Origin of the sequence: Chitinophaga ginsengisegetis, from assembly GCF_900168065.1 — a bacterium.
In the GTDB taxonomy this organism is placed as follows: Bacteria; Bacteroidota; Bacteroidia; order Chitinophagales; family Chitinophagaceae; genus Chitinophaga; species Chitinophaga ginsengisegetis.
Genome location: NZ_FUZZ01000006.1, coordinates 374,682 through 396,268, shown reverse-complemented (window position 1 = coordinate 396,268; position 21,587 = coordinate 374,682). Strand labels below are relative to the sequence as shown.

At 47.1% G+C, this 21,587-nt stretch carries 16 protein-coding genes; 6 read left to right on the top strand and 10 right to left on the bottom strand.

Annotation, left to right across the window (positions count from 1 at the left end; genetic code table 11):
- Positions 1-4: 4 nt before the first annotated feature.
- The 9 genes from B5Z18_RS30940 to B5Z18_RS30900 all read right to left on the bottom strand — a co-directional run bounded on the left by B5Z18_RS30940 (position 5) and on the right by B5Z18_RS30900 (position 9,847).
- Positions 5-2,062 (bottom strand): endonuclease/exonuclease/phosphatase family protein, encoded by a 2,058-nt coding sequence (locus tag B5Z18_RS30940; protein WP_143313756.1) that lies wholly within the window; start codon positions 2,060-2,062, stop codon positions 5-7.
- An 85-nt stretch (positions 2,063-2,147) separates the two neighbouring features.
- Positions 2,148-4,577 carry a TonB-dependent siderophore receptor gene (locus B5Z18_RS30935; RefSeq protein ID WP_235016090.1) on the bottom strand — a complete coding sequence of 810 codons (2,430 nt, stop codon included), beginning with the start codon at positions 4,575-4,577 and terminating at the stop codon, positions 2,148-2,150.
- A 132-nt stretch (positions 4,578-4,709) separates the two neighbouring features.
- Entirely contained in the window at positions 4,710-5,045 is a 336-nt protein-coding gene (locus tag B5Z18_RS30930) for a nuclear transport factor 2 family protein (RefSeq protein ID WP_079473520.1), read from the bottom strand.
- A gap of 90 nt (positions 5,046-5,135) precedes the next feature.
- Complete coding sequence (locus tag B5Z18_RS30925) at positions 5,136-5,699, bottom strand: Crp/Fnr family transcriptional regulator (protein ID WP_079473437.1); 564 nt, start codon at positions 5,697-5,699, stop codon at positions 5,136-5,138.
- Positions 5,700-5,796: 97 nt separating this feature from the next.
- Positions 5,797-6,501: a hypothetical protein gene (locus tag B5Z18_RS30920; protein WP_079473436.1), complete on the bottom strand. Its 705-nt coding sequence runs from the start codon at positions 6,499-6,501 to the stop codon at positions 5,797-5,799.
- A 60-nt stretch (positions 6,502-6,561) separates the two neighbouring features.
- Positions 6,562-7,593 (bottom strand): hypothetical protein, encoded by a 1,032-nt coding sequence (locus B5Z18_RS30915; protein WP_079473435.1) that lies wholly within the window; start codon positions 7,591-7,593, stop codon positions 6,562-6,564.
- Positions 7,594-7,605: 12 nt separating this feature from the next.
- A complete protein-coding gene (locus tag B5Z18_RS30910; RefSeq protein ID WP_079473434.1) occupies positions 7,606-8,352 on the bottom strand; it encodes a hypothetical protein in 747 nt (248 codons plus the stop codon).
- Positions 8,353-8,359: 7 nt separating this feature from the next.
- Complete coding sequence (locus tag B5Z18_RS30905) at positions 8,360-9,091, bottom strand: HmuY family protein (protein ID WP_159454496.1); 732 nt, start codon at positions 9,089-9,091, stop codon at positions 8,360-8,362.
- An 81-nt stretch (positions 9,092-9,172) separates the two neighbouring features.
- Positions 9,173-9,847: an HmuY family protein gene (locus B5Z18_RS30900; RefSeq protein ID WP_143313755.1), complete on the bottom strand. Its 675-nt coding sequence runs from the start codon at positions 9,845-9,847 to the stop codon at positions 9,173-9,175.
- A gap of 208 nt (positions 9,848-10,055) precedes the next feature.
- Between B5Z18_RS30900 and B5Z18_RS30895 the strand changes: the two genes are divergently transcribed.
- A complete protein-coding gene (locus B5Z18_RS30895; RefSeq protein WP_079473431.1) occupies positions 10,056-10,385 on the top strand; it encodes an antibiotic biosynthesis monooxygenase family protein in 330 nt (109 codons plus the stop codon).
- A gap of 162 nt (positions 10,386-10,547) precedes the next feature.
- Here B5Z18_RS30895 and B5Z18_RS30885 read toward each other — a convergent pair whose 3' ends face one another.
- Positions 10,548-11,537: a helix-turn-helix transcriptional regulator gene (locus B5Z18_RS30885; protein WP_159454495.1), complete on the bottom strand. Its 990-nt coding sequence runs from the start codon at positions 11,535-11,537 to the stop codon at positions 10,548-10,550.
- A gap of 272 nt (positions 11,538-11,809) precedes the next feature.
- On the opposite strand from B5Z18_RS30885, the gene B5Z18_RS30880 reads away from it, so the two are divergent.
- The 5 genes from B5Z18_RS30880 (at position 11,810) to B5Z18_RS30860 (ending at position 21,585) form a co-directional block, all read left to right on the top strand.
- Entirely contained in the window at positions 11,810-13,951 is a 2,142-nt protein-coding gene (locus tag B5Z18_RS30880) for a TonB-dependent receptor plug domain-containing protein (protein WP_159454494.1), read from the top strand.
- An 86-nt stretch (positions 13,952-14,037) separates the two neighbouring features.
- A complete protein-coding gene (locus B5Z18_RS30875; protein ID WP_079473427.1) occupies positions 14,038-15,828 on the top strand; it encodes a hypothetical protein in 1,791 nt (596 codons plus the stop codon).
- A 481-nt stretch (positions 15,829-16,309) separates the two neighbouring features.
- Positions 16,310-16,894, top strand: a complete 585-nt coding sequence (locus B5Z18_RS30870) for an RNA polymerase sigma factor (protein ID WP_079473426.1) — start codon at positions 16,310-16,312, stop codon at positions 16,892-16,894.
- Between the two features lie 51 nt (positions 16,895-16,945).
- Entirely contained in the window at positions 16,946-18,100 is a 1,155-nt protein-coding gene (locus B5Z18_RS30865; protein WP_079473425.1) for a FecR family protein, read from the top strand.
- 122 nt (positions 18,101-18,222) lie between these two features.
- Complete coding sequence (locus B5Z18_RS30860) at positions 18,223-21,585, top strand: SusC/RagA family TonB-linked outer membrane protein (protein WP_079473424.1); 3,363 nt, start codon at positions 18,223-18,225, stop codon at positions 21,583-21,585.
- The last annotated feature ends 2 nt before the right edge of the window (positions 21,586-21,587 follow it).

Genomic DNA, 21,587 nt, shown 5'->3' with positions numbered 1-21,587 from the left:
ATCCTCACCTGATATCAAATACCGTTAATACTGCCGCATGATCAGATGCCCACACATCATCTATCTCCGGCGCTGTTCTGATAATTTTGGAAGACACCGCTTTAATGCCCGGGCCTTTATAATAAATAAAATCTATCCGCGACGTTTGCAGATGCCCGTAAATAGCGGCGAAAGTACCTCCCTGGTGCGTTACTTCATTGGGCTGCAATTCCCGGTAACTATCGCGGTAGCCCCGTTCCAGCATGAACCTGGAAGCCGGCAATAACACCGGACCATATCCATAGTGTAAAAATGCTGCTCTCTCCGTCCAGTCGAGGTGGCTCCCTGAATTAAAGTCACCGGCCAGTATCACCGGCAATGATGTATCTTCCGTTACCACCGGGTCAATATCCTGCTCCAGGTTTTTTCGTGCATCCGTTACCGCTAGTTCACTGTCTTCCTTCACCCAGTCGTTAGTGTTTAAGCCCGGAATAGGATAAAAGTCGGTGTACTCATGTTTATAGGCATATCTCAGCCACCAGTTGCCGATAAGTACTTTACGGTTACCTGGCAGCTGAACCACAGCCGTGTTGGATTTGAAATTATCATTAGAGGAATGCTTCTCCAGCGGATACCTGCTGAACAACGCCAGGTTAGCGCCCGGAGCAGATGTTTGCAAGTGGAACTCCAGCGTATCATTCAGAAACTGTTGCGTACCATAGGCTTCCTGCATACTGATAATATCGGCATTGGTTCGCAGCAATAATTCCTTTATCCGGTTGGGACCGTTGTTGCCCACATGCACGCCGCCATGCCAGATGTTCCACTGCAGCAGCTTTACCGTATACGGACTGGTAGCGGAAGAAGACACCACCGTTTTTACAATATTGGAGTGTGCAGCCTGCGGCGTGTAGGCCACACCGTTTAAGGCAAAGGAAGCAACATCTGCATACAAAGTATCTCCTGCCACTGCTTCTTTCTTTACATCAAAAGTTACCAGGAAATAATTTACCCCGTCTTGTAAGGTATATCCATCTGCCGGAGGCAAAATTATTTGCATGCGCTGCTGCGGTACTTTTCCGGACCCGGACAATTCCTTCCTGGTAGCGGAACGCGGCGATTTGCCGGCATAATATACATGCACCGCTGCAATATCAGATAAGTTGGTGTTACGCGACAGATCCAGTTGCAAAGCGGTTAACTTCAGCGGATCCTTACTACCGTTGGCGACTATACGCAATTTAAGTACCTGGTCGTTAGTGCTGCCCTGATCCGCATCCCATTCGCTTTGTATAGTAACTGCGTTAAACAATTGTTGTTTGCCGGTGGGCGTTTTAAACAAAGGGTTATCATTTTTCACCAACGTGGCTAAAGGTAATTTCCCTTTATAGTTCTTCCGGGTATTCCTCATATGATACGCCTGGTGGCCTTTCCCAACCAGGTTAAGGCTTACATCATCCTGCATATCATCAAAAGTATAATAGCCTTTCAACGCTTTGAAACCAGGATGACGGGCACTCAGCGGCTGATACATCCATTGGCGGATGGCAGCCGGCGATAACGCCACTGTCCATATCCTCACTTCATCTATGCAGCCGCCAAAGGTGCTGGAATCCATATCATTGGTGCCTATGGCCCCGGGCAATATATCTACGGCGCCTTTTGCGCGACCCACTTCCCTCCCATCGAGATACAGTTTGGTTTCCGCCCCATTGCAGGTAGCGGCCACATGATGCCAGTTGCTATCCAGTATACCCGTTGCAGTTATATGTGCTTTTTCGCTGTGCAGATGACCGTTTTGGATCATTAACGGGCGATTGTCAACATGAGGATACTCCGAATATTCGCCTCCGCCAATAATCACCTCTTTCGCCTTCCAAATGTTATCATTCCCTTTAATCCAGGCTTCCACCGTCCATTGTTTCCGGATGATATCCATACCGATACAGGGATTATTGTCGTTGCCATCCAGCAGGAGCGCCTGGTTGCCGGTTTGTGCGCGGGATACCAGCACTCCCGCTATTATACATATGCCGGTGAGGCTCACCTTTTTCCAGTAACGGAAGCACAGGTCGATTTTCATTGTTGTTTTTTTATTGTTCACTTCTTCTGCAAAATAAAAAACCGGTTTGAGATAAACCGGTTTTTTATTTTTTCTTCGGGAGATATCAGAAGCGGTAAGCCACGTTAAACCTGAAATTACGCCCGGCCTCTGTTTGCCAGGAGTAGTACCCTCCCCAGTCTTCATAAGTACCGGAATAAAGATATTTATCAAGTATATTATAAATATTGGCGGTTACCCGGATCTTACCCTTCTCCCAGAAAACACTGCCATCCAGCCGGAAGTAATCCGGTAAACCAATCAAATTAGCAGCGCTTGTTGCGGTCCAGGTATCGCGGTCCTTCATATAACTGAAGCCTCCGGAAAAGCCGAGTCCTTTTAACACGCCCTGTTCCAGCTTATAACTCAGCCAGGCGTTCACGTTATGCGTTGCATAACCCGGAACACGGTCGCCTACCTTCAGATCTGGTATTGCTTTGGTAGCTTCATCGATTTTAGAATCGGTATAGGCGTAATTGACCAGGAGATTTAATCCCGGCAACAATTCTCCTTTCATATCGAATTCTATTCCCTGTGTTTTGGTTTGCCCCAACACCACGGAGAACTGTTCGTTCTGCTGATTATCAGGATCTGATCTTAATTCATCCTTCCGGATAATGCGATAAACGGATAAAGTGGTACTCCACTTACTATCCATCCAGTCTCTTTTTAATCCAACCTCCAGGTTGTTGCCTGTTTTAGGTTTGATCTTGCTGCTGTCTCTCATGAAACCGGTTTGCGGAATAAACGACTGATCGTACAGTGCATATGCGGATGTCTGTTTATCGATAGAAACGCTCAATCCCACGCGCGGTGTGAATTTCTTTGCATCATAGGAAGGGCCACCTTCATTTTGCTTTACATAGGTATAGCGGCCTGCCAGCGTTAACCGGATCCTGTTTTCCAGGAAGCCCAGTTCGTCCTGCAAATACAATCCTGTATAAGACTGGTCGTTAATGTTGGGATTACGCTGTTCCAATGGTGTACTCCAGTCCCAAACAGGATACCCGTTATTAGGCGGACCATAATTGGGATGGTGTGAATCAAATTCCCCTCCCACAGAATCGAGCAGGAAATACTGACCGAAATCGGCCATGAAATTTTTGATCCCCATATCCAGTCCCCCGAGAATACGGTGGCGTATTTTACCGGTTTGTACGTCGCCATTTACATATGCCTGTCCGAATTTATATTCGCTTTTGGCATCCCAGCTGCCTATTCCCCGGATCATGGTACCATCGGGGTTCACGGCATCCGGCCATACGTTGGCGCCGCGTTGTGTATAGTTAAAATAAGACAACTGCGTAGTAAGTTTCCATTGATTGCTGATCTGGTGCTGTAAGTTAACAAAGACGCTGTGATCATCGATATTGGTGGGGGTAAGACCGGCGCTTACCAGGGTAAAATCCCGCGGGAGCACACCATATCCTTCCTTCGCAAAGGAATAAGCGCTTCCCGGATCAGACATCTTCACATGCTGGTAGGTATATTCCGCGGTAAGGGTGGTTTGATCGCTGATCTTATAGGTGATAGCCGGCGCTACCACGTAGCGGTTGTTGTATTCATAAGGACGGAAAGAGTTTTTATTCTGCCCCATTACATTCAAACGATAAAGCAGCTTCCCGGTTTTTTCCAGTTTCCCGTCCAGGTCCAGTGAAGCGCGGTACAGGTCGAAGCTGCCGAGGGTAAAGGAAGCTTCTCCGTTAAAACCCGCACCGGTAGGCTTTTTTGTTACCACATTATAAATTCCGCTGGGTTCGCCATTGCTCATCATAAAACCGGCGGGGCCTTTTACAAATTCAATATGGTCCACCATGCTCATATCTTCATTGAGTGGGCCCCAGCTGGAGGTAACGTTCACGCCATTACGAAAAGCGCTGGCACGGGACCCGCGGGTATTGATACGGGTGTACAGATCTGCCCAGTGTTCTACGCGGGTGGCGCCGCTCACCAGTCTATTCACACCATCTGCCATTGTCAGCATTTGCTGATCGGCCATTACGCGGGAAGTGATAATCTGTACATTCTGTGGAATTTCTTTCAAAGGTTCATTCAGCCGTAGCGAAGAAGAAGGAACATCTGCCTTATAACGGTTTTTCTTCTCGGTTACAGACACCTCTAACAGTTCGCCGGCAATTTGTACCAGGGTAAAATCGGCCACGGTGGTTCTTCCGTTGCGTACCGTTACTTTCCGTTCCTCTTGTTTAACGCCCACGCCTGAAACGCGGAGCAGGTAGCTACCTGCAGGAATATCTGACAACAGGAAACGTCCTTCCGTATCAGTAGTGGTTCCTTTATTCAATGCAGGAACCGCCACCGTAACCGCCTCGGCAGGTTTCCCTTCCTGGCTGAGGATAATCCCGGTTACTGCGCCCGGACCCTGTTTTTGCGCCTGCGCAATAACGGGTACAAACAGGCAAAGTATCAATAGAACTGAATTCAAATGCCGGCGGACAATACCTTTCAGCATATCTCTCATTACGTAAAAATGGTTCATCGTAGTAGTTGTGTTTAAGCGAAACAAAACTACCGTCAGCGTGAATAGCGGGGTTACGCAATTGGGAAAATTACTTACGCAATGAGGAAAAATAAAGTAATAGCGTGGAACTGCCACGCTATTACCGGGAAACTATTTCGCCGTCTCAAACAGTGGCCGTGGGTCAAACACCACCTGGAACGAGCGGATACGTCCCTGCTCCAGCTGGTACCAGCCGCAGCTTAATATGGGTTTATTATCCATGATCACGTCGTACCAGAGGCACACGTCGTTGCCATCGGCAAATACCTTCCTGATGTTGTATTTCAGTTTCATCCGTTCCATATCGGTGAAATAGGCATCAGCGCCATGACGGGTTCCCAGCACGCCGGTAAACGTAAGATCGTCTGTTACACATTCGCGCGCGGTGGCGAAATCTTCTTCATTTAACGAATTGATAAAGCGCAATACTGTTTCTGTTGTATTCATATACACTGCTGTTAAATAGTTAAAAATGATGGCGTAAAGGTCCGCAGATCCAGCCATTTTAACCTGTGACAATCGTCACAAACAGTGTACCTATCTCCTGCTGCGGATGCGGCTTAATGTTTCCCGCGCCACGCCGAGGTAAGAAGATAGCTGTGTAAGCGACACCCGCTGCAACAAACCGGGGTCATGCTCTTCAAGAAATTCGTACCGCTCCTGCGGACTCATTAATTTAAACATAGCCGCATGCTTTTCCTGCTTTGCGGCAATCTGCTGAAGACATTTCCGGCCCAGCGCTTCTATGGCAGGGTCCAGCAGGGATACTTCGCGCAGCTTCTTTATATCAAACCGTATAGCAGTCAGCGGCTCCGATGCCTGGATGGAGAAATCCGACTTTTCGCCAGTAGCCAGACTATTGATATTGGTAGCGATGTCATTTTCAAAAAAGAAGGCCGTGTTGATATCCTGCCCGTCTTTGTTGTAGAAGGCCCTGCAGTAGCCGCTGCTCACAAAAAACAACGCATCACATACTTTCCCTGCCTGCAAAAGGTATTCATCTTTGGAGAATACAATTGTTGTTAATGCTGGCTCAAGTGCCCGCCAGTTGCCTGGTGAGAAGCCGGTTAGAGAATGGATATATCTCAATAAATTTTCCATACCCAAACTTATAACAATCTAAAAAGAAAAGCGACTGTTTCCACAGCCGCTTTTCTTTTTATCAAGGAAGCATTACAGCAGTAATTCCCATTGACTACTATAAAGTTTTGTAACGGAAATGATAATATGGGAAAGTACCACCTGTAACCTGGTTCTGGTAGATAGAGATGATCTCAAATGCTACCACAGTGGTACCGGATTTGAATAACAGCGTACGACCGCTAACAGGTGTAACGGTATGTCCTGCACTCCAGTTGTAAATATACCAGCCCTTGCCGTTGGCGAGCGCTGATACTGCAGGAGGTATACCTGTACCTACTACGGTATTCATACCAATTGTATTGGCAACAGGTACGGTAGCGGTAGTCCAGTCGGCGGCTACCACACTTGAAAATGCTTTGTCTACAAAACGCAGCTCGTCTGTGCCGCCGGCGGTAATATCACCTGTAGCGACGCCAGAGAATTTGATATTGTAGCTGGCGGGAGTTCCGGCATCGTTATCTGAAAAACGCCAGAAGAAAGTGCCATTGGCTGGCTGACCCGGATCGGTTGAATAAATTTGCTTAAAATTTTCAACGCGGTAAACAGTACCAGTGCGGTACACTTTACCCTGGCCATTGTTATTGGTAATATCAACGCTGCCGCCATCAGGAACAACAACATCTGCCTGTACACGGCCATTCACTGACTGCAGGCCGGGAGCGGCAACATCATTGTTTTTGGAGCAGGATGCGAGGAACATGGCTCCTGTTCCCAACAACACCCATGATAATTTTGAAAGGTTTCTGGTTAATCTGGTCATTACGATAGGGTTTAAATTAATAATGATTAAAAAAGGAATACTGCTATAATAAGTTTATGGTTAATCGGTAATCGTGATCGTCACAGATCCGGTTACTTCCACATAGTTTTTCCGGGTGTTCATCCAGCTCCAGAAGGAGAAGAAATCGCTGGTACGAAGTTGTATCCCCATACCTTTATCATCAAAGCCACCCAATTCGTAGGTGCCTTTGGGGAAATCGGCCGGCACCTTGTAAGTGGCTGTTGTTTCTGTAAAACTTTCCAGCGTAAACGTACCGATCTCGCGTTCGGACCAGTCGGCCTTATAGCCGTACACCCTGGCATCTTTCATATCCACAAAGCTGGTTCCGGAGAAAGTAATGTTGCCGCTTCGTTTTACAGTAATGGAGGTGGTTAAAGGAGCGGCTTTAGGACGCCTGCTTTCAGGATAGATGATTCCCACCAATGCTTCACCGGTGACAGCCGATACCTGGCCGCTGGTAAACTTCAGTTTATACGCCCCTTCGCTGAAGCTGATATTTTCAGGAATAGTGACATCCACATAGTGAATATTATTTCTTACCTGGAATACTATATTCAATGCTTCTTCTTTACCGGCTGTATTCACCAGCCAGGCTTTTGTACTGGCAACATCTTCTACCAGGTATTTTACATCCCTGTTAGTGCTGATGGAGAATGTACCGCCTTTCGGTGCCGTGTAAGAAATGTTTTCATTAAACTGAATACCGGGTTGATTAAGCACCAGCTTCAGGAAATAATCTTTGACGGCGCCGCTTTGCGATTTAACAGTAAACTTTGTGCCTGTAACCAGGTTCACCGGAGTACCGGAAGCAGGAGTAATGGTAGCATTATCCGAAACACGGATCACCGGGGATACCGTTGCGGGAAGTGCTGCATAGGCAGGCCAGTAAACCAGGATGCTGTCGCCGTTTATAGCCGCGTTGATCAAGCCAGTACCGCTGGTGGTTATAGCGAAGTTTTCTATCTTATTATAGGGAGAATCAGCATATGCTGTTTCCTTTTTGCAGGATGTTATCAGCGCTATGCCGGCAGTGAGTAATCCCCAATATATAAGTCTGGTAATACGGTTCATGTCGTTGATTAATTATTTCTTGTTGAGCAGATTAATACGGATTGGATTTTTTGTGGTGGCCACCTTTGCGTAGGAATACACCCTGATCCTGTAAAGACCTTCTGCTGGTAGCATAGCAAGGATCGGGTCCGACTGCTCCTTGTAGCGTATAACGGTGAAGTCTAAACGTGTCAGGTCGGTTGTATTGAATGTGCTGATATTGAGCGGGCCGTATTCCTTGTTCTGTTCATCCACCAGCATCACCCTGATCATGTCCAGGTCGGCCGCAAAGCCGGCGCCATCCAGTCCAAAGGAGAAAGAATCAAAATCAAGATTCATGTTAAGGGAATAGGTATTCGGATTGTCGGCATCCGTGCTTACTTCCTGCAGGATGAGGTCCGGTTGTTGTACCTGGACGTGCAGCGTATAGGTTTTCACTTTTCCATCTTTCCCTTTCACATTGTATTTTATCTCGCGTCCTTTGTGGAAGAGATCCAGCAAGTCTTCAATCATGGTACCGGAGACCGGTGTAACGGTGGCGCCGTCGCTTACTTTCATCTCAGGTTCCAAAGTAATCAGCTGCAGGTAAAATGGCAGATAAACGGTAATGGAGCTGTCTTGCTGATTGATAGCACCATAAATAGGACTTCCCTGCACATTCACAATTTTGTATTCCAGCAACTGGTTGTCCGTTTCCGGTGTGAATGGAACTATGTCTGTTTTGGTACAGGCCGGCAGCATAAAAAATAATGCCAGCAGTGTGTAGTAAAATTTCTTCATCTCTGTATTATTGAATGTCCAGGTTTTTGCTACCGTCCATCTGGATGGCGTAACGGAAGGTTACATATCCGGGCTTATTGTCCCTGTTGGGATCCAGCGGATTATCTTTATAAATATTTTCGATGATCACTTTGGCGTAGTGCCCTTTGGTGGTTTTTACCACGATCACTCTTGGCATGGCATACACCACGTGTGCTTTTTTGGGATTATCGGGGAAAAGGCTGCCATAGAAATCGTAATATCCCCATCCGTCGAAATTATTCTGGAAATGATCCAGTCCGGCGTCTCTCATCACCATTTGTTCGTCTGTAACAGGTACGGTTTTAACGGATTTGAATGCGGTTGTCCAGAGATCGCGGGCGATAGGCAGTATCTTTGGTTTGAAGTTGATGGTATCATAATACTGCGCATCAAATTTACGGTCGGTGATCACATAGAGTTTAGCATTACCGGGGCCACCATATCCCGGAGAGCCAGCAGCAGCGCCGTTATTGGGATAGATGCTGCTGTTGTAGATACCATAAAAAACGATGTCCCATTTATTGGTTTGCTTCAATGATGCAGGGATCACTTTGTTTTCTTCCAGGCTGTAATAAAGTGATTCGGCATTGCCGCCGGAAGTTGCACTGGTGTCGGCCACCAGGTTTACCACCTGGTAAACGCCCGTTTTTACTGAGCCGGTATCGCCGTCACCGGGATCAACGGTGTCGTTATTATCGCTCTTTGAGCAGGCTGCCATAGAGCAGGCAAATAATAGCATAGCAATAGCTGTTCGCCATGAAGATTGCGAAATCATAATGATTGGAATTTCTGAAGATGATTACCTGTTTTTAAGATTCCGGCTACCGTCTGTTTGTACGAAATAGCGGAAGGTAAGGTAAGGCGCCGGCCAGAACAGATCTGTTACCACCGGTGGATTACCTTTATAGATATTTAGTATTTCCAGTTTTGCAAAATTGCCGGTCGCCGTTTTCAGCACGAAAGTCCGGTTTCTAACTGGAACGCATATATGATTATTCAGTGAATAGAAAAACCATCCCAGGCCATTGCCGTTGTCCCAACCAACACCCGCCAGTCCCTGGCTCTGAAACACTTCATCGGACGGCGCTGTGGTAACGTTATCAAATGGCTGTTCCACAATTACCAGGTTGCCCACTCCGGGGCCTTTATAACCAGGCGTGCCGGCTATCTTACCATTATTAATCACCACAAAAGAGTTATACTCTTTTGAGAAGGCAATGTCCCAGTCGGCATTCTGCAGATAGCTGGCAGAATCTGCTGCATTACGTATCACATGCGTTTGCTGGTTCTTGAAACTAAAAGTCGTCGTATAAAAAGGACGCTTTTCTTTTCCGTCTACTCCTTCTCCCATGGAGGCTGCAGTATCTGCAGGCAGGTCACGTATAGTAATAGCCGCATCTGCCGGTTGCAGGGCATCATTGTCTTTGCCGGAGCAGGAAGCCATCAGCAGCGCAGCAGCAAATGACACAGACATCTTCCAAAAAAAATTCTTAAACAGCATAACAATAATTGATGACGCAAAGGTGAATAATACCAATGACCATGACCGGAGAAAAAGCAACCACGAAAGGAAAAAACCGCGTCAGCACTTATTTTCCGGATATGGTAAGTGATATTCCCGAATAGGCGCATGACATAATCGTGACACAATTACTTTTGGTGTATCAAAAAATAAACTGACTATGAACAAGCATTTTGTGGCTATCAATTACATACAATGTAACAGCGATTACGCCGAAAGATTTGAGCAACTGTTTTCCTCCAGGGCACATGCCATTGACTCCATGCCCGGTTTTATCAACATGCATGTATTGCGGCCAGCCAAACCGGAAGATGATTACCTGATTGTCAGCTATTGGGAGCATGAACAGGCATTTAAAGACTGGACGAAATCAGAAGCCTTTATCGCCGGCCACAGGCGCGGCTTTGAAGACCTGGCAAAAGCAAAGGCGGAAGGAAAACCCGCACCAATGCGCAGCGATTTTAAAATCTACCAGATAATCAGTGAATAATGGAAACAACATCCAGAAAACAAAAACTGATTAAATGGCTGAAACGCCTCGGCTTTTGGGGATTTATATTCTTCCTCCTGAAGGGCCTTTTCTGGCTGTATCTGATATACTGGGTTGCCAGGTAAGTCTGGCAATAAAAATGAAAAGGTAAGTCTGCGCGACTTACCTTTTCATTATACCCGGAGAAAATCCGAAATGCTTTTTGAAAGCCCTGGTAAAGTGGGCGGTATGTTTGTACCCGGAGAGATAAGCCACTTCCGACACACTCTTTCCTTCCGCCAACAATTCCCTCGCATGTGTCATTTTAATATTCTGCAGATAGCCATATACGGTAGTGCCGAATACCTGTTTGAAATGACTTTTAAGATAAGCATCATTGGTTCCCACCTGGTGGGAAAGATCAATCAGTGTACATGGACTGTTAATGTTTTTCGTAATAATATCCCTGGCCAGGTACATTCTGTCTACATCTTCTTTTTTTAGCTTTCTGAGAGATGAATCCTTTGCAGAAATACCTGCCATCTGCTCATAATGAGTAAGCTGTATGGCCAGCAGCTCAATGGTTTTAGCTTTTATAAACAGCTGCATATAACGCCCTTCCAGCGGGCAGTTCAGCATATCAAAAAGAATGGTGCTGATATTTGCCTGTAAGGGGAAGTTGTTTTTACTGAGCGGAACCGGCGCATTGTCTTTCACACTTTTCTGGAAAACATCAAACAAGGGATGTTCTTCCGGCAGAAAGTTAAGTAATAGCTCAGGACTTACACCCAGTTCAAAAATTTCCAATGGCTCTTCCGGCTCCCAGCTGAGTTGAATTTCCTGTTCAGGGAAAAACAGGTAGTTGTATTGCTGCTTCCCCATACTGGCCAGTATTGTTTTGCCGCTGTTTACATGATAACTTTTACTACCGCTGAGCGTATAGCTCAATTGAAGAAAAGGCTGTTGATTACTGAAAACTATACTGCCGCCTTTTTCAGATTTCAGGCTGTAGTAACCCAGCGTAATACCGTCGGGGCTGTACATTTCCTGGATAGTACCGATATGTCCGTGTTGACTTAGTGCACGCTTCCGTTGCCTGAGCGTTTCCTCTCCGAGGATGTTGAACGGGCAGGGATTGAATAGTTTGTTATGGGTATTGGCTGGTGCAGACAATGGGACTGTTATTAATTTCAGAATACAAGAACAAAGCAATATTAAACCATTGGCCATTCAAAGCATTTGCGCAAAGAGGAACTTATTTTACGAATACGGGAAGATCCTTTGTCATACCCTATCTGACAATTCACCTTTTCCGTTTATGGTAACTTTTTTTCCCTTGCAGATGGCTGCGCGGGAAGGGCGCCTTCCGCAACTGGTAATATTTTCTCCATCTATGGCTGATGGAATATTGCATCTTGCCTGATCTTAAATGCGCCAGAGAACCCATGTGTACCAGATTCATTTTTCCCGCTTTCCTGCTGCTGACAGGAAATACCTATGCTTCCGCCCCGGTTGCCGACACGGCAGGCTTACAAAAAGTGCAGCAGTTGAACAGCATCGATGTACATGCCCACTACTACAAAAAAACGGATGATCTTATTGATATAAAGAAAATTGCAGCTCCCACCCTCGTCATAGATGCCAAAACCATTCAGCGGATGGGCAGCAGACGCCTGGATGAGGTACTGCGTGAACAGGCTGGAATGGCCGTTGTAAGCGATCTCGGAGCCGGTAACCGGAGCATTGGGATCCAGATGCAGGGCTTCAGCTCGGCCTATGTGCTGGTACTGCTCAATGGCTTACCCCTCTCCGGGCGCTTCAACGAAAACTTCGATATCAGCCGTATCAGTGTACAGCATATTGAACGCATCGAAATTATTAAAGGCGCTTCCAGCAGCCTCTATGGCAGTGAAGCATTGGGCGGGGTGATCAACATCATCACCCGGCAGCATGTACACAAGCCAGGGGCGGGCCTCTCTGCTTTGTATGGCACTTATAATACAGCTGATATCAGCGCCTTTGCGGAAACACCTTTTGCGCATAAAAAAGGAACCGTTCACTTATCGGCCGACTACTACCGGACAGATGGATTTAATGTCAATACCGAATATCTGAAAGATGGCCAAACGGCCCCGCCGTATCACAGCTTCAGTGGTCAAACCCGTGCATCCCTGCAATTAAATGACCGCAACACATTACAGCTGAGTGCAAGAGCCGCCAGCCGCAATTCAACCATGACGCGTTCTTATGGCACACAACCCTTCCGCGATCAACTCGATGAAACAGATGTAAACGCGGCGTTATCTTTACGTACTAACCTGAACGAATACACGCGTTTACTAACCCGGTATTATTTCACTCACTATGGCACCGACCAGGATGTACAGATAATAGAAACCGGGAAGTTATTACAGGAAAACAAATTCTCCCAACAGATTCAACGCCTGGAAATACAGGGCAACAGGTTATTTCATGATGGCCGCCTGAACCTGACCGGCGGTATGGGCGGAGAATTGCTGCATATGCGCAACAGCACAATGGCCGGCACTCCCGATCAGCAGAACTATTTCGGCTACATGCAGGCTAACTTCACTCCCAACCGGAAATACGGACTGATAGCAGGCTTACGCTATGATGGTAACAGCCTGTATGGCGGCAAACTGAATCCGACTGCCGGCGTGGAATATACCCCATTCAGATGGTGGCAGTTAAAAGGTTCGGTCGGACAAGGATTTAAAGCGCCTACCTATGCACAGTCTTACCAGGTGTTCACCAACATCACACAAGGCTATACCGTGGTAGGCGCCAATACTTTCCATACCGCTGTGGAAGACCTGAAGAAAGCAGGGCTGGTACAATCAGTATGGAGCAACGCTGCTTCCGTTAAAGCCCTGGAAGCGGAAACAGCTGTATCATGGAACCTGGGCAGCAGGTTCACCATCAAAGAGGGCTATACGCTTTCCGTGAATGGCTTTTACAACAACATCCGGCACCTGATCAATACAGAGCAGGTAGGTATTATGCGGAACGGCCAGCAACTGTTTTCCTATCTCAATCTGGGGAAAGCTTATACAACAGGTTTGGAAGCATCGCTGGAACTGAATCCCCTGCCAGGATTAAAGCTAACCGGTGGCTATCAGTACCTGGTGGCTAAAAGCCGTGATGTGGAGGACAGCATCCGTAATAGTGCCGGAGCGTACGGTAAAGTGCGCTCCGATCAGGGTATCCGTTCTGCCACTACCAGCGATTACTTCGGCCTGCCTAACAGAAGCAGGCATATGGCCACTATGCAGGTATATTACACGTTCCGGCCGTGGGCACTGCAAACTTCCCTCCGGGCCAGCTATCGCAGCAAATATGGCTTCCTGGACATCGACAATAACGGATACATCGACAACTACGACATATTTGTGAAGGGATACACATTATTATATCTCTCTATTCAAAAATCCCTGCTGAAAGAAAAACTGATGGTTAAATTTTCCATTGATAACATCAGTAATTATACCGACTACCTGATGCCGGCCCAACCCGGCAGGGTGTTTATGGGAGGTGTCTCGTACAGATTCGGGGCAAGAGAAAAATAACGTCACAGCACCTGATTCAAGGGGGGGGTAACATTTTTTCAGATCAGTTGATATATCCATAGTTAATCTTCATTAAATGATTAGTTATGAGAAACTCACTCCTACCCCTCCTGGTCCTTCTGCTGTTGTTAGCCATCAGCTGTAAGAAAAATAACAGCGATCATCCGCACCCTCCCATAAAAGATTCGGTTTCTGCAAGTGATTTTGCCCGGAATTTTGGAAATGAAGTTTCCAGGGATTTCATAGTGCAATTGGTGGATGTCAGCAATAATCCCGTTCCTGGCGCTACTGTTACAATTGGAACGTCTACCACCCAAACAAATCCGGGCGGGATTGCAATCATCAAAAATGCCGGTGTATATGAACGGTTTGCTTACATCCGGGCGGCGAAAACCGGGTTTATGGAAGGTTCCAGGGCATTGATGCCATCAACAAGCACCAATGTCATTAAAATTATGATGCTGCCCAGTCATATTACCGCTACGGTAAATTCCGGTGTCACCAGTGATGTGAGCTTGTCGAATGGTACCAGAATCACATTTGACGGTAACTTTAAAACACTTACAGGTACCACATATACCGGCGCTGTAAGTGTGATTGTCAATTCACTGGAGGCTTCAGATAACAACCTGTTTGCCAAAATGCCCGGTATGCTATACGCACAAAATGCAGCCGACGATGCTAAATTACTGGAAACCTATGGGATGATGAATGTAGAATTATTAGGTAGCGCGGGGCAGAAATTACAAATAAGCAATAAAGCGCAGATTGAGATGAACATCACGGCTGCACAACTCAGCGTGGCGCCCGCAACAATTCCTCTTTGGCATTTTGATGAAACATTGGGCTATTGGAAAGAAGCAGGCGTGGCAAACAAAGTTGGTAATAAATACATTGGAGAAGTTGCCCATTTTAGCTGGTGGAATTTTGATATACCGCTGGCCACCTCCCCGGTACAGCTTCAGATTAAAGTAGTCGATCTGGCCAATAACCCACTTGCCAATGTCAAAACCGTATTGTTTAGAACCGGAGGAGCTTATGCCTCATATGCAGACTATACCTTGTTCAATGGCACAGTAACCGGCACCGTTCCGCAAAATGAAGTGTTAACCTTAAAGCTTTATGACATTTGTGGCAATGTGATTTACACACAGAACATTGGCCCTTTTACCGCCAATAGTAATGTATTGCCCGATATCGTTCTAAATCTTCCGGCTACACAAGTTGCCACGATAAACGGCTCACTGAAAAAATGTAATAATACCAATGTAACCAATGGCTATGTTTCCATTAATTACGGACAGCAAACTTTTTTAACCCTGATCAATAACGGCGGCTTTAGCTTCCAGACCATTGTATGCAGTACTGATCCGGTGACGGTTTTCGGCGAAGATGCAGATAACCACCAAAATACAGGAACGTTGAATTACAGCATAACCTCCCCAACAACCAATATAGGTAATATACCGGCCTGTAATACCAGCGCGGAATCCATTACTTACGCCATAGATGGAGGTGTAACTAAAATCATTGCCGCAAACATTACCGCTTCTGCAACAGGGAATTCATTCTCAATTACCGGCAATACACCCGGACATATGGATGCTATTGATATCCAGGGCAATAGTATAACCCCGGGTACCTATAGTACATTATCGGGATTCCAGATATATGGAAACGGCTTAAGCACCAATATTAACCCTGTATTCAATACGTTCAATATCACTTATAACCTGGTAAATGTGGGGGCCGTTGGCCAGTATATTGATGTTAGTTTTAGCGGAACCTACAACGAAATAGTCATGACTGGTATGAATATGGGATACAACCTTTCACATAGTATATCTGGCACTGCACACGTTATCCGAGATAATTAAAAATAAAACACCCACTTAAAAATGGCAAAGCGATACAAAGTCCAATTATGGATTTTGTATCGCTTTTTGGCGGGTGTCAGGAACCACCGCTGACACCTTATTTCATTATTAGTTTTATTTAATAATTTATTTTTAAATCAATTACTTGTTATTTTCGCTTTTTAAATCCCCGCCAGCGGGTGTTTAAAAATTCAGGAAAAGGGAGTTAGAAAGATAGTTTGGATTACCGGGAACAAACCGTAGTAACAAAATTTACCTTGCTGACCAACAGAAAAACATAGAAAAAATATTTATCTGTTATCGAAAACTGATAACGTAAGTGAAGAATGAAACCAATCTGAACAGACAAAATCCATCGGGAGAGCTCAGTCATGCTGTTGAAAACAACCACAACTGCAGGATTGAAACTACTCACAAACCACCATCCGTAAAGGGATTTGCAACACAAACATAACTGCCAGAAATTTTAAACAAGCATTAAGTGCCGCCAGAACCTTTACATACTAATGAAACTGCGCTCCTGCAACGCATAGCGGAAGGTGACGAGCAGGCTTTTTCCACTTTATTCGCTGCATGGGCCACCCCGCTCGCTGCTATTGCCATGAAGATATTGAAGAATGGGTATGCGCGGCAGGAAGTTGTGCAGGAAGTATTTATTAAGGTATGGCTTTACCGGGACAAGCTGGACAAAGTGGAGAACCTGGGCGCGTGGCTCCGGAAAATCACTGTTAACCAGAGCCTGCTTGCCCTTCAGCGGCATGCGGCAAATGATAAACGGCTCGAGGCTATTCAAATAACACAGCATCCTCCCATTGATAATACCAGCGCCATTGAACTGAAAGAAATCCGCCGGCTTGTACATGAAGCCATTGAATCCCTTCCCCAGCAAAGGAAAATCATATACCACCTGAACCGTGTGGAAGGAAAAACCACGCGGGAGATCGCAGAAGAACTTCAGTTGTCCCACGGTTATGTGCGCAATGCGCTCAGCGCGGCCCTGGCAAGTATCAGGGAACGGCTCACCGCATCCGGGATGCTGATCCTTATGTTTTTGCTGCACCTGTAATTTTTTTTCTGTCCGATAATGACAAAACCACGTTTACCCTGATCTTATACTATGAACACCATGAAAAATACCCGGTTACATAATCTGACGCAGGATTTCCTTGACAACAAACTGGATGCAGAAGGCCAGCAGGAATTCTATGCACTCCTGCGGGATCCCGGCCAACGGGAAGCCCTTACGGAAAAATTCATGGAGCTTACCGGGCTGCCTGATATGGACCTGGAATTTGATCCGTCCCTGCAACCTTTGCTGGACAATGTGAAGTCGGTAGACCTGCCCCGTAAAACGCCTGTGAAGCGGATGCGTTACTGGCGCTGGGCGGCAGCTATCGGGCTGCTGGTAATTGCAGGCAGCATATACCGGCTGACGGAAGAGCATGGAAGCACGCCACCTCCCATTACGCAGCGTAAGCCTGTTGCACCAGGAAAACAAGGCGCAGTACTCACCCTGGCAGACGGCTCCGTAGTACTGCTTGATAGTATGAAAAACGGCGTGGTGGCAAACCAGGCAGGAACCAATATAGTACTAAACAACGGGCAGGTAGTATACAATGCTGAAGAATCCGGCGCAGCTGCTACCGCATACAATACGATCTCCACGCCGAGAGGCAGGCAGTTCAGCGTAGTACTGCCAGATGGTACGAAAGTATGGTTGAATGCCGCATCATCCCTGCGGTACCCGGTGGCTTTCTCCGGCAATACGCGCGAGGTGCGGATCACCGGCGAAGCCTATTTTGAAGTAGCCGCAGACGCAGCCAGGCCATTCTCGGTACGCTTCAATGAAAAGGGTGTGGTGGAAGTACTGGGCACGGCCTTTAACATCAACGCCTATACGGATGAACCGCTGGTAAAAACTACCCTGCTGAGTGGCAGCATCAGGGTGAATAAACAACAGCTGCTCCGGCCGGGAGAACAGGCGAATATTGACAATAATAATGGCATCACCATAGAAAGCAGCGCCGAAACAGAAAATGCAATAGCATGGAAGAAGGGTCTGTTCATGATGAGCAGTACGGATCTGCCCGCATTATTCCGGCAAATATCAAGATGGTATGATATAGAAGTGAACATGAAAGGAGAACTACCTAAACGCTCATTCGGCGGTACTATCGGCAGGGATGTAAACCTTGCGGATATTATCGAGGCACTGAATATCTATGGCGTGAATTGCAGATTGGAAAACAATAAACTGATCGTACAACCATAAAGACATTGGCCTGAAAAAAAAAGAGAACCGCCCCGTCTGACTCACGGAGCGGCTATTAAGGTCGGGCTAATAAACCAAACACAGGTTCTGTTTTATTTTATCAACCAAAACCAACCAAATGTATGCAATTAATTGCGTTTTTGGTCCGGCATTTCTATGCTCCTGCCGGACTATGTATGAAATTGTTATGGCGTTCAAAAACTGCCACCATTCTTTTCCTGATCTTAAGCCTCCAGGCAGCTACAGCCTCTGCACAAAAGATTAACCTTAACCTGAAACGCGCTTCCCTGAAGGAAATATTCGGGAAACTGGAAGCACAAACAGGTTTGTCCTTTATGTGGGACGAGCAGGTACTAAGCGTATCCTCTCCACAGGACATACAGGTAAACAATGCCACCCTGCAGGAAGCAATGGATATCCTGTTGAGCAATCAGCCGCTCACATACCGGATCGTAAACAAAATGGTAGTGATCAATGAAAAGACTACCGCCTCCGTCAAAATGGTTTTGCAGGAAATATCCGGCGCCGTGACCGATGAAGCCGGCAAGGCTGTTCCCTTTGCCAGTGTGCGTATAAAAGGCAGCACCACTGGTACCATAACTTTACCGGATGGGAGATTCAGGTTAGGGGTAAGGGCGTTTCCCGTCACTTTGCAGGTAAGCTGCCAGGGGTATGCGCCACAGGAAATAAAAGTAGCAGGCCCCGGCACCATGAACATCATGTTGAGCAGATCGCAGCAGCAGATCAATGAAGTAGTAGTGACCACCGGTATCTTCAACCGGAAAAAAGAAAGCTTTACCGGCGCTGTAACTACCGTTACGGCTGAACAACTGGCTGCATTCGGTAACCGCAACCTGATCACTTCCCTCCGCAACATTGACCCTTCCTTTAACATTGTGGAGAGTAATGCGTTCGGCTCTAATCCCAACCGGCTGCCGGAAATACAGATCCGCGGCAACTCCAGCCTGCCCAATGTGAATGAGCTGCAGGATGAAACACGCGTGGGCATGAATACGCCGCTGGTGATCCTCGACGGGTTTGAATCCTCGCTGCAAAAGCTGCTGGACATCAATCAGAATGAAGTGGAGTCCATCACCATGCTGAAAGATGCATCTGCCACCGCCATCTATGGCTCCCGTGGCGCTAACGGCGTGATCGTGATCAAAACCAGGGCGCCACAACCAGGGAGACTACGTTTGTCGTACCGCGGCGATGTCAATGTTGAAATGCCGGACCTGAAGGCATATCACGTACTGAACGCCCGCGAAAAACTGGAGCTGGAATACAAAGTAGGACTGTACGACAATGCCCGTGCGGAAAATGATGTGCCACTTAAACAATATTACAACTACCTGATGAGTGAAGTGAACCGGGGTGTGGAAACAGACTGGCTTTCCAAGCCAGTGCGCAGCGGCATCGGCCAACGTCATAATGTGAAAATGGAAGGCGGCGACAACGCATTCCGTTACTCCATTTCCGCCCAGGTGAACGATATACAGGGCGTAATGAAAGGCTCTTCCCGGCGGACGTTCAATGGCACCATCAACCTCAGTTACTATTACCGGAATATCCGCTTCACGAACAACCTGCTCATCGGGTTGGGTGAGAGTGAAGAATCTCCCTATGGCTCATTTTCCGATTACGTAAAGATGAATCCCTACTGGTCTCCTTATGAGGAAAATGGCCGTGTAAGAAAATTGCTGGGCAATCCGGGTTCCAGTATTTATTCAGGCCGCTGGAGCCCCTTGCCTACCAACCCGCTGTACGATGCTACCCTGAATACTTTCCAGAATTATAAAACCACGGACATCACCAACAACCTTTCCGTGGAATGGCGTATACATCCTGATCTCCTCTTCCGGGCAAGACTGGGCCTTACCAAGATGAACTCTGATTCAGATTATTTCCGGCCCGCGGACCATACAGCGTTTGCCGCTACGGAAGACATTCTCCGCAGAGGCTCTTACCGGTACGGTGTGAACAAAGGCTTCCGCTACGACGCAAGCGCCAACCTCAGTTATACCCGTCAGCTCGGCGCCCATGCACTGTTTGCCGGGTTGGACTATAATATCCGTCAGTCCAAAACTTCCGGCTATAGCTTCCTTGCGGAAGGTTTTACCAATCCTAAGTTCGACTTTATTTCAATGGCGCTGCAATATGCGCAAGGTGGTAAACCCGGCGGTGCTGAAAGTCTTACCCGTTCTGTGGGAGTTACCGGAAGTGTGAACTATACCTATGATGAACGATATTTCATGGACCTCTCCCTTCGCTCGGATGGCGCTTCCCAGTTTGGAGCACTTAACCGTTTTGCTCCTTTCTGGTCGGCAGGTGTTGGCTGGAACCTGCATAAGGAGGCCATGTTCAGGCACCTGCCGTTCATCAACCGGTTGAAATTGCGCGGTTCCGTGGGCGTTACCGGTTCGCAGAACTTCAACGCTTACCAGGCCCTGTCTACCTATGGATATTATACAGACGACCGTTATTACAGCTGGACAGGCGCTTATCTGATGGGGCTCGGCAACGAATCGCTGAAATGGCAGCAGAAAATGAACTACGACGTTGGTCTTGAAGCAGACCTTTTCAACCGCCGTCTGAGTCTTGTAGCAGACTATTACATCGAAACCACCAACGGCCTTATATCCTCTGTAGATCTTCCCGCATCCAACGGCTTCCCCAACTATATCGAAAACATCGGCAAACTGGAGAACCGCGGAATTGAGCTGAAAGCTACTGCCTTTGTTGTACGCAATCTGCGGAAAGGCTTTACCTGGAGCATCAGCGGCGCATTGGTACATAATGTAAACAAGATCCTGCAAATCTCCGATGCCCTGAAAGCCGCACAGAAAAGCAGTGAAAATGCAACCGGCGCTGTACCCGGCGTGCTTTACAAAGAAGGGTATTCCACCAACACTATCTGGGTAGTTCCTTCACTGGGTATTGATCCCAGCACCGGCAAGGAATTATACCTGGACAGGAACGGGCAGCCTACCTACATCTGGAACTCGCTGGACCTGCGTGCCAGCGGCATCAGCGAACCCGCGTACTTCGGCAACTTCAGCACACTGGTGCGGTATAAGAATTTCTCCATGAACCTGTCTTTCGGCTACCGCTTTGGCGGGCAACTGTATAACCAAACGCTGATCAACAAAGTGGAGAATGCAGATTACCGTTACAATGTGGATGCCCGCGTATACGACAGTCGCTGGCAAAAGCCGGGAGATAATGCCGCCTTCAAAGGATTGCTGGTAACAGCGCCAACAAACAGGACCTCCCGCTTTGTGCAGGACGAAAAGACGCTCACCATGCAGAACGCCAATTTTCAGTATGACGTAAACAGCTTATTTGCGAAAAAGCTGAAAATGCAGGCGCTGTCTTTCTCCGCCAACATGGCCGATCTCTTTTACCTGTCCACTGTACGCCGTGAAAGAGGAACTACCTATCCTTTTTCCAGACAGATGTCGCTTACTGTAAACGCTCTCTTCTAACA